Source organism: Streptomyces sp. (assembly GCF_035563135.1).
GTDB lineage: Bacteria > Actinomycetota > Actinomycetes > Streptomycetales > Streptomycetaceae > Streptomyces.
Map to the genome: position 1 here is coordinate 1 of NZ_DATMVN010000836.1, position 9,270 is coordinate 9,270.

Annotated in this window: 9 protein-coding genes and 1 pseudogene; 5 read left to right on the top strand and 5 right to left on the bottom strand. The window is 72.1% G+C overall.

Annotation, left to right across the window (positions count from 1 at the left end):
- The 4 genes and pseudogenes from VN520_RS36940 to VN520_RS36955 all read right to left on the bottom strand — a co-directional run.
- Nucleotides 1–325: pseudogene (locus VN520_RS36940) on the bottom strand (hypothetical protein); the annotation flags it as partial.
- Between the two features lie 34 nt (nt 326–359).
- The gene (locus VN520_RS36945; protein ID WP_325751331.1) at nt 360–2,156 is read right to left on the bottom strand and encodes a glycosyltransferase; all 1,797 of its coding nucleotides are present in this window, start codon (nt 2,154–2,156) and stop codon (nt 360–362) included.
- Between the two features lie 411 nt (nt 2,157–2,567).
- Nucleotides 2,568–3,896 (bottom strand): DUF3152 domain-containing protein, encoded by a 1,329-nt coding sequence (locus tag VN520_RS36950; protein ID WP_325751332.1) that lies wholly within the window; start codon nt 3,894–3,896, stop codon nt 2,568–2,570.
- Between the two features lie 8 nt (nt 3,897–3,904).
- Nucleotides 3,905–4,870, bottom strand: a complete 966-nt coding sequence (locus VN520_RS36955; protein WP_325751333.1) for an alpha/beta hydrolase — start codon at nt 4,868–4,870, stop codon at nt 3,905–3,907.
- A 110-nt stretch (nt 4,871–4,980) separates the two neighbouring features.
- Between VN520_RS36955 and VN520_RS36960 the strand changes: the two genes are divergently transcribed.
- From VN520_RS36960 to VN520_RS36975, 4 genes are all read left to right on the top strand, one after another.
- Nucleotides 4,981–5,196: a hypothetical protein gene (locus tag VN520_RS36960; RefSeq protein ID WP_325751334.1), complete on the top strand. Its 216-nt coding sequence runs from the start codon at nt 4,981–4,983 to the stop codon at nt 5,194–5,196.
- Nucleotides 5,197–5,364: 168 nt separating this feature from the next.
- Entirely contained in the window at nt 5,365–6,006 is a 642-nt protein-coding gene (locus tag VN520_RS36965; RefSeq protein WP_325751335.1) for a TetR/AcrR family transcriptional regulator, read from the top strand.
- Between the two features lie 133 nt (nt 6,007–6,139).
- Nucleotides 6,140–6,367, top strand: coding sequence for a DUF3107 domain-containing protein (locus tag VN520_RS36970; protein WP_167526138.1), 228 nt, complete (start codon nt 6,140–6,142; stop codon nt 6,365–6,367).
- A gap of 190 nt (nt 6,368–6,557) precedes the next feature.
- On the top strand, nt 6,558–6,830 hold the full coding sequence (locus VN520_RS36975) for a hypothetical protein (protein WP_325751336.1): 273 nt from the start codon (nt 6,558–6,560) through the stop codon (nt 6,828–6,830).
- A gap of 7 nt (nt 6,831–6,837) precedes the next feature.
- On the opposite strand, the gene VN520_RS36980 is transcribed toward VN520_RS36975, so the two are convergent.
- Nucleotides 6,838–7,584: a ferritin-like fold-containing protein gene (locus tag VN520_RS36980; RefSeq protein ID WP_325751337.1), complete on the bottom strand. Its 747-nt coding sequence runs from the start codon at nt 7,582–7,584 to the stop codon at nt 6,838–6,840.
- Between the two features lie 449 nt (nt 7,585–8,033).
- Here VN520_RS36980 and VN520_RS36985 point away from each other — a divergent pair.
- On the top strand, nt 8,034–9,270 hold a 1,237-nt coding region (locus tag VN520_RS36985; RefSeq protein ID WP_325751338.1), incomplete at its 3' end, for a DEAD/DEAH box helicase.

Below are 9,270 nucleotides of genomic sequence, written 5' to 3' on the forward strand. Positions count from 1 at the left end.
AGAGCTCCTCCGCGAGCGAGAAGACGTCCCGGTGCCGGTAGCGGGCGGCGGTCCGGTCGGTGAGGCCGTGCGCCTCGAGACCGGCTGCGATCTCCAGGGGGTCGACGGCACGCTCGCAGAGGTCCCGGTGCCGGTGCATGAGCACCTTCACCGGGTCCGCGGAACCGCGCCTGACGACGGGTCTGCGGGCGGGGTGACAGAGGATCTCGGGTGCCCGGACGGCGGAGCGGACCGCACCCGTGCTCCCGTCGGCCGGCTCGCCACCGGCTTCCGTGGCGTCCGCCGGCTCGCCACCGGCTTCCACGGCGTCGGCCGCTGTGCCCATGAGGGCTCCTGCGTGGTCGTGCCCGCTCGTGTCGTCACGCATCGCCGTCCCCCGCTCCGCGTGCGCCCGCGCACACGCTCTCCGCGCCGATGGCCCAGCTCGGCACCCGGGAGGCACCGGCCGAGGCACCCGATCCGGCCGGTCCGGAAGGCAGGGCGCCCCGTAGATGGGCCTCCGGGGGCGTGGCGAACGGGCGCGGCGGCCCGGCCGGGACCAGGGGACCCGCCGAGGTCGCCCGGCGGGCCGGTACGTGCCCCACCAGTTCCAGGTAAATGCTGTTGAACGCCGTGATGTTCTGCTCGACGGTGAAGAGTTCGAGCGCCCTGGCACGCGCCGCCGCACCCAGGCGCGCGCGGCGCTCCGGGTCGCGCAGGAGCGCGACACAGGCGTCGGCGAGCGCCCGCGGATTGCGCGGGGGCACCACCAGTCCGGTCCCTCCGACGACTTCGACCACGGCGCCCACGTCCGTCGAGACGGTGGCCCTGCCGCAGAACATCGCTTCGGCCAGGCTGACGGGAAAGCCCTCGGCGACGCTGGACAGGACGACGACGCCGGCGGCGGCGTAGGCCTCCGCGAGATCGGGCACCTCGGGACCGCCGATCTCCTCGAAGGTGACCGGGTTGTCGCCGACGGCGTGCGCATCCGCGGCCTCGTCGGGGAAGAGCTGGGCGGCGAGTGCCCGGCAGTGGGCGAGGTAGGTCTCACCGTCGCTCCCCCGGACCGGCGCGCCGAAGATGCGCAGCCGGGCGTCCGGCTCGGCCCTGCGCACCTCGGCGAAGGCGTGGAGCAGGGCGATCAGGTCCTTGGCGGGTTCGATCCGCCCGATCCACACCAGTGTGCCGGGTCCGCCTCCGTCCTCGTCGTCGCCGACGGCCCGGAACTGCTCCGCCTCCATACCCGGGTGGACCGTGCGCAGCTTGCCCCGGCCGGCGCCGAACCGCTCCTGCCAGCGGCGGACGTGGGTGCTGCCGGGGGTGATGAGCGCGGCCTGCCGGTAGACCTCGGAGGCGAGCAGCCCGTGGAGGCCGGCCAGCAGGGCGCGCGCCGGCGCACCGAGTGGGGCCTCGGGCGCCGCGAGGTAGTGGGCCCGCAGCGGCACACCGTGCTCCGTCACCAGCAGCGGCACCCCGAAGAAGCGTTTGGCCAGCAGTCCGGGGAGAGCCGCAGCGCCGCCGGACGCCGCGTGGCAGAGGTCGACCGCGCCGAGGCCGTCCTCGTCGTACCAGTCGAGGGAGAGAGGGCGCAGGGCGCGCTCCAGCTCGGCCACGAAGGCGAGGTGGTCGGGGAGGGTGGCGCCGTGGACGGTGCGACCGGCCCCCGGAGCACGGCAGGCCGACTCCACGATGCGTACGGTCGTCTCGGAGCGCAGGGCACCGGGCAGTCCGCCGCGTTCCCCGGCCAGCTCGGCGAGGCCGTAGACGCCGTCCGTGAAGAGGCCGACGGCCGCCTCTGAATCCGTGCCGGCCACGGCGGGCCCGGTCCCCGCGCAGGTGCGGACCGCACCGACGAGCGCCGCCACGTGCGCCTCGAAGCGCCGTCGGTCCCGTCGTCCGTACGAACGTCCCAGGCCGGTGGCAAGTCCGCCCGTCAGTCCTCGGGGGCGGCCGGTGTGCCGGGCGTCCCGCTCACGCGTCCACAGCGGCGCCGTCCGCACCCGCCCGACCTGGTCGGGGAGGTTCACCCAGCCCTGCTGTTCCTGCCGGGGGGAGCGGCTGAGCGCGAAGAGGTCGAACTCGTGCTGGGGAAGACCACGCACCAGACGGTCGCACCAGAGCCTGGACTCACCCGTCGTATACGGGTAGCCACCGTCCGTGAGGAGTCCGATCCGCACGAGCACACCCCCGATCTCCCTTGTGGTCAGCCGCCGTTACCCGGCGACTCGCAGCGGGACGACCGTATGCGGACACACAGGTGGTGCGACGGACGGTTGTCCGTCGCACCACCGAAAGGGGTGAACCGGCGTAACCTTCCCGCCCCGGTCGCGTTCTGCCGCAACAGCCCGGCATCGGCCGCACGGAGTCAGACTGCGGCCGGCTCCGCACGAGGCGCACGGCGCGCCCGGGCCCGTACGGATCCGGGCGCGGGGGCCGCCGCCACGAGCCGGCTCGCCGTACGGGACCCGTGCCGGTGACCGCTCCCGCCGGCCACGGACGCTCCACCGGCCCTGCCCCGGACACACCGGCCGGCGGCGCCCGGCGGGACACCCGTCCCGCCCTACGGACCTCACGCCCGGGCGGGCGGCTCAGCTCCCCGGGTAGACCCAGGGATTGGGACGGCACTTGATGCCGTCCAGATTCAGGGTCTTGGTCTGCTGCTGCATCACGGGTGCCAGGGAGCCCGGGGTGCGGCAGCTCGCGTGGTTGTGCCCCAGCCGGTGGCCGACCTCGTGGTTGATCAGCATCTGACGGTAGGCCAGGAGCTTGTCCGCCCCGAAGGTCGAGGCGCCCTGCGCCCACCGGTAGGCGTTGATCATCACGCGGTCGGTGGCGGCCGAATCGCAGGAGACGTTGTCCTCCGTGGTGTCCAGGCCGGATTTCGCGCACCAGACGCCCGTGGTTCCCGGGCTCGCCAGGGTGATCACGAAGGCGGGTTCACCGGAGGAGATCCGCTCGAAGGTCATGGCGCCGTTGTGCGCCCAGCTGCGGTCGTCGTTCAGCGTCTTCTGCACGGCTTCGGCGAACAGTGCGGCATCCAGGCCGAGCCCCTTCTCGACATCGATCCTGTACCGGTACTTGTGCCCCTTGCCCGGCGCCTTCGCCAGCCCCGGCACCGCCTCGAACTCCCCGGACGCCTTCAGGTCCGGCGCCAGCGGAAAGGCGGTGGCCATCTTCTGCGCGTAGGACAGAGGCCTGGCCTTCTCCTGCTGCGGCGCCTGCGGGGTCTGCCGGTCCACCGAACGGGAGGCGTCCCCGGCGTCCTGCCGGTCGACACCTCCGGTGCGCGGACCGTCCACCGTGCCCCCGGAGTCCCGCGCCACCTGCCCGGCCACCACGACCGCGAGCACCGTGGTCACGGCTGCGGCGGCGATCCCGGTGAAGGTCCGGCCCCTGCCGCCCTTCGCGCCCCGCCCCTTCGCGTCGTCCGGGACGCCGTCGGGTCCGCCGGGCCCCGGGGAGGTCCGGAGAGCGCCCTCCGGCGGAACCGGCGGAGCGGGGCGTGAAGGCGTGGTGTCGAACGCCTCCAGGAACTCCCTGCGGGGGCCGGGTATCAGCGGGGAGGTACCGGTCTGCGGCCCGGTCGTGCGCCGCCCGGCCTCCTGCTGCGCCTCCCGCTGGCGCGCCATGGCGGCCTGCCCGGCACGGAAGAGCTCCTGGCTCCCCGGACCCGCCGGATCCCGCCGGCTGTCGTGCTGCGGCCCCTGCGCGGCTCCCCAGCCGCCGCCGGGTTCGTGCTGTTCGGGGTGCCCGCCACGCACCTGCGGGGCGTCGTGGAACGGGCTGTGGCCGTCCCGGGCGGGGGGCATGGCGGAATTCCGCCCGCGCCGGCCGGTGCCGCGCTCCGCGGTGGCACCGGCTACGGGCCCGGTCTCGCGCCGGGTGGCCTCGGGGCCCCTTCGGCTGTGTCGTCCCACGCCCCGGATCAGCTCCCGCCACGTTCGTCGAGCAGTTCCCGGAAGGCCTGGGCGACCGCCTCCGGGTACTCCATCATCGCCACGTGCCCGGCGTCGGGCAGTGTCAGCAGGCGCGAGTCGCGGAAGGCCGCGGACGCCCTGCGTGCCATCCGGTACGAGACGAGCTGGTCCCGTCCGCCGTACACCAGCAGGGTCGGTGCGAGCACCCGCTCGGCCTGGCGCCACAGCCCGTGCTGCCCACCCAGCGTGTAGGCATCGACGATGCCCCGTGCCGAGCGTGTCATGGCGTCCCAGAAGTACGGCAGTTCCAGCCGGCGCTCCATCTCGGCCACCGCGTGGCGGAAGGCTTCGTCGGAGATACGTGCCGGATCGCCGTAACAGAGTGCCATGGCCCCACGGGTGCGCTGTTCCGCGGTCCAGTCACGGGTGAGCCGGACGAACAGGGATGCGACGCCCGGGAGTGCGAGCAGAGCGGTCGGCACCGCGGGCCGCTGGACCCGGATCTCGGGCAGGGCCGGGGAGATCAGCGTCAGGGTCCGCACCAGGTCGGGCCGGGCGGCCGCGACCCGGGTGGCAACAGCGCCACCCAAAGAGTTACCGAAAAGGTGAACGGGCCCGCGTCTGCCGGCGTCCAGCAGCCGGATGACCGCCCGTGCGTGTCCGGTGACGGAGTAGTTGCCGTCGTCCGGCGGCGGGGAGTCCCCGAAGCCGGGCAGATCGACCGCCTCGCTGTCGAGCGTGTCCGCCAGCAGCGGCATCAGGGCCGACCAGTTCTGGGAGGAGCCGCCGAGGCCGTGCACGAAGAGAGCGGGAGCGGATGCCACCGTCCCCGCCGGGCGGGAGCGGACGGTCAGGGTGAGGCCGGGCAGCGTGACGGAGCGCAGCTTCTCCCCCTCCGCGACCCGGACGGCACTGACCGTGGGTGCCACCGCGGCAGCGGCGGCGTGGATACCGGGCAGCTCGGTCGAAGACATGCGGCAATGTTACGAGACGATCACGCGGTGGTTCATGTGTTCGCGGTCACAGGCCGCATAGCGCCCCCGAAGGGTTGCTCCTAGGCTGCAAGGGAAGGAAGGGAGCCACCATGACGGTCGACCCGAGCGACCCGGAGACCTTCGAGGACGCGCAGCCGGACGAACCGGGCCCCGAAGCACCCGAAGCCGACACCGCCGAACAGCGGGCCGCCGTCCGGCCGGAGCAGGACGAACCGCTCACCGGCATCGACCGCGGCATCGCGAACGAGGCGGATGCGGCGGAGCAGGCCCGCGTCGTCGCACAGGACGAGGACGATTACCGGTAGAACGCACCGCTTTGCGGCAGGGGCCGGTACCTCTGCGGCTACCGCAGCCGTCCGGTCCATGAAATTCTGCGTCCGCGCCGCGCACACCCGGGTTACTCAAAAGTACGATGGCCCGACGGCGCAGCGTTCACGGTACGGCTGTGTTCGATCACGAATTTGGGAGGCGGCGTGACAGCCATCGAGCAGACAGAGGCGGCGCGCCCGCGGGGCACCCGACTGCCCCGCCGTGCCCGACGCAATCAGCTGCTGGGCGCCGCACAGGAGGTCTTCGTCGCCCAGGGCTACCACGCCGCGGCGATGGACGACATCGCCGAGCGGGCCGGCGTCAGCAAGCCGGTGCTCTACCAGCACTTCCCCGGCAAGCTGGAGCTCTATCTCGCCCTGCTCGACCAGCACTGCGAGTCCCTGCTCCAGGCGGTCCGTACGGCGCTCGCCTCGACCACGGACAACAAGCTGCGCGTCGAGGCGACGATGGACGCCTACTTCGCGTACGTCGAGGACGAGGGCGGCGCCTTCCGTCTGGTCTTCGAGTCCGACCTGACCAACGAGCCGGCGGTCCGCGAGCGGGTCGACCGGGTCTCGTTGCAGTGCGCGGAGGCCATCTCCGACGTCATCGCCGGTGACACGGGTCTGTCCAAGGACGAATCGATGCTGCTCGCGGTCGGCCTGGGCGGTGTCTCCCAGGTCGTGGCGCGTTACTGGCTCTCCAGCCGCTCCGGCATTCCGCGTGACACCGCCGTACAGCTGCTCACGTCGCTCGCCTGGCGGGGCATCGCGGGATTCCCGCTGCACGGCACCGACCAGCACTGAGCCCGGCGGCGGGGAGCCGGTGTTCGCTGCGGGCGTTGCCGGTCGACCCGTGGTCCGTCCCTTCACCGGGCTAATGTGTGCTGCGTACGGCGCGGTTCACCGCGCAGAGACGGACCGTCGGAGGGACATAGCCGTGGAGGTCAAGATCGGGGTGCAGCACACGCCCCGCGAGATCGTTCTGGAGAGCGGACTTTCCGCCGAAGAGGTCGAGAGCGCGGTCGGCGAGGCGCTCAACGGCAAGGCGCAGCTGCTCAGCCTCACGGACGACAAGGGCCGCAAGGTCCTGGTGCCGGCCGACCGGATCGCCTATGTGGAGATCGGTGAGCCCAGCACCCGGCGGGTGGGATTCGGCGCGCTGTAGCCCGCGCGACACGGCAGCACAGGTGAAGGCCCGGCGGACGATTCCGCCGGGCCTTCACCTGTGTTTCTCCGGATCCGCTCCCCGCCGTTCCCTCGGTGGGGTGCACGGGAGCCGAGGAGGGTTGTGTCCCGCCGGCCACGGGTAGGACGGCCTACGACCGACCGCTACGCCACAAGCGAGGTGACCCTCTGTGCTCTGGGAATCCATCAGCTCCGTCGTGCTCGGGCTGGCCCTGTCCTGGGTCGCGCTCCACTACCTGCCCGGCCGGCTCCCGTCCGCCCGCGTGGTGTCCCTCACGGGTGGACTGGGCGCCCTGTTCGGCGCGTATCTGACCCGTTCGGCGCTGGGCTCCGGCCATGTCCTGGCCACGCTCGCCGGCGCCGTACTGGTCGGGGCGGTGACCCTCTCCCTGCTGATCCGCACCCGCGGCAGCAGGCCGGTGCGATCAGCCACGGCCCAGTAGGGGCCGCTCAGGCGGCGAGACCGAGCGCGGCCATCCGCTTGGTGTGCGCCTCGGTGATCCGGGAGAACATCCTGCCGACCTCGGCCAGGTCGAAGCCGTCCGCCACGCCGCCCACGAGCATCGTGGACAGCGCGTCGCGGTCCGCGACCACCCGCTGTGCCTGCGAGAGCGCCTCTCCCATCAGCCTGCGCGCCCACAGGGCGAGCCTGCCGCCGACCCGGGGCTCCGCCTCGATGGCGGCCCGCACCTTCTCGACCGCGAAGTTCCCGTGGCCCGTGTCGTCGAGCACGGAGAGGACGAGCGAGCGGGTGTCCGCGTCGAGGCGGGCGGCGATCTCCCGGTAGAAATCACTGGCGATCGAGTCGCCGACGTACGCCTTGACCAGGCCTTCCAACCAGTCGGAGGGGGCGGTCTGGCGGTGGAAGTCGTCCAGCGCCCTGGCGAACGGCTCCATGGCGGCGGTGGGCGTCTCCTCGATGGCCGTGAGCCGGTCCGTCAGCTGCTCGAAATGATGGAATTCGGCGGACGCCATCTTTGCCAGTGCCGCCTTGTCACCGAGTGTCGGCGCGAGTTTGGCATCCTCGGCGAGCCGCTCGAAGGCCGCGAGTTCCCCGTAGGCGAGCGCGCCGAGCAGGTCCACGACCGCGGCGTGGTACTGCGGGTCGGCGGACGCGGTGGCCCAGTCCTGGGCGGCGATTCCGGTCGGTGCGGGTGCTTCGTCGGATGCTTCAGTGGCGTTGTCAGGCGTCTCCATGGAGCGCAGAATAGCCCGCTCCGTCGGTGGGGTAAGGGTCTGGCCAGCGGGAGACATCACACCGTTCCGATGAATTCGCCCAACACGCATGCGCGAATCCGAGGTACAGTGGTATTGCGCCTACTGAGTATTTTCCTGTGCCAGGAGCGCGATCTGAATGAGGATGCCCGGTCGGTGGCCCGATCGGCTCCGACCCGACAGCCCTCCACGCGGGGCGTACACCTCGTACGACCGCAGATGAGGGGCCCCCTCAGCGGCACGAGCGCTCGAGCGACGGCAGTGGTCCCGCGCCACCCGGCCCATCCACGGCCGGATGACCAACCCCGGCACGGTACGACCCCCAGCGTTCGCCTCGGGCCGCGTCTCACAGAAGAGGCAGCACCCTGACTACGTTCCGCGACCTCGGAATCCTGACCGAGACGGCCGAAGCCCTTGAGGCGGTCGGCATCATGTCTCCCTTCCCCATCCAGGAGATGACGCTCCCCGTGGCGCTCTCCGGCTCCGACGTCATCGGCCAGGCCAAGACCGGCACCGGCAAGACGCTCGGCTTCGGTCTTCCGCTCCTGGAGCGCGTGACCGTCCCCGCCGACGTCGAGGCCGGCCGGGCTGCGCCCGAGAAGCTGACGGACGCGCCGCAGGCCCTGATCGTCGTCCCCACCCGCGAGCTCTGCCAGCAGGTGACCAACGACCTGCTCACCGCGGGCAAGGTCCGTAACGTCCGCGTTCTCGCGATCTATGGCGGCCGGGCGTACGAGCCCCAGGTCGAGGCCCTGAAGAAGGGCGTCGACGTAGTCGTCGGCACCCCGGGCCGGCTGCTCGACCTGGCGGGCCAGCGCAAGCTCGACCTCTCGCACATCCGCGTCCTCGTCCTGGACGAGGCCGACGAGATGCTCGACCTGGGCTTCCTGCCCGACGTCGAGCGCATCATCACCATGCTGCCGCCCAAGCGCCAGACGATGCTGTTCTCGGCCACCATGCCCGGTGCCGTCATCAGCCTCGCGCGCCGCTACATGTCGCAGCCGACGCACATCAACGCCACCTCGCCCGACGACGAGGGCACGACCGTCAAGAACACGGCGCAGTTCGTCTACCGCGCCCACTCGATGGACAAGCCCGAGATGGTCTCCCGCATCCTGCAGGCCGAGGGCCGCGGGCTCGCGATGATCTTCTGCCGTACGAAGCGGACGGCCGCCGACATCGCGGAGCAGCTGGAGAAGCGCGGCTTCGCGTCCGGCGCGGTCCACGGAGACCTCGGCCAGGGTGCGCGCGAGCAGGCGCTGCGCGCCTTCCGCAACGGCAAGGTGGACGTCCTCGTCTGCACCGATGTCGCCGCGCGCGGCATCGACGTCGAGGGTGTGACCCATGTCATCAACTACCAGTCGCCGGAGGACGAGAAGACGTACCTCCACCGCATCGGCCGTACCGGCCGCGCGGGCGCCAAGGGCATCGCGATCACGCTGGTCGACTGGGACGACATCCCGCGCTGGCAGCTGATCAACAAGGCGCTGGACCTGAAGTTCCCGGACCCGCCCGAGACGTACTCCACCTCCCCGCACCTGTACGAGGAGCTCAGCATCCCGGCCGGCACCAAGGGTGTCCTGCCGCGCACCGAGCGGACCCGGGCCGGTCTGCGCGCGGAGGAGGTCGAGGACCTCGGCGAGACCGGCGGCCGCGGCCGCAGGTCCG

Coding starts and splice junctions, on each gene's coding strand:
- VN520_RS36955 (WP_325751333.1), bottom strand. CDS start 4,870: ATGTCTTCGACCGAGCTGCCCGGTATCCACGCCGCCGCTGCCGCGGTG.
- VN520_RS36960 (WP_325751334.1), top strand. CDS start 4,981: ATGACGGTCGACCCGAGCGACCCGGAGACCTTCGAGGACGCGCAGCCG.
- VN520_RS36980 (WP_325751337.1), bottom strand. CDS start 7,584: ATGGAGACGCCTGACAACGCCACTGAAGCATCCGACGAAGCACCCGCA.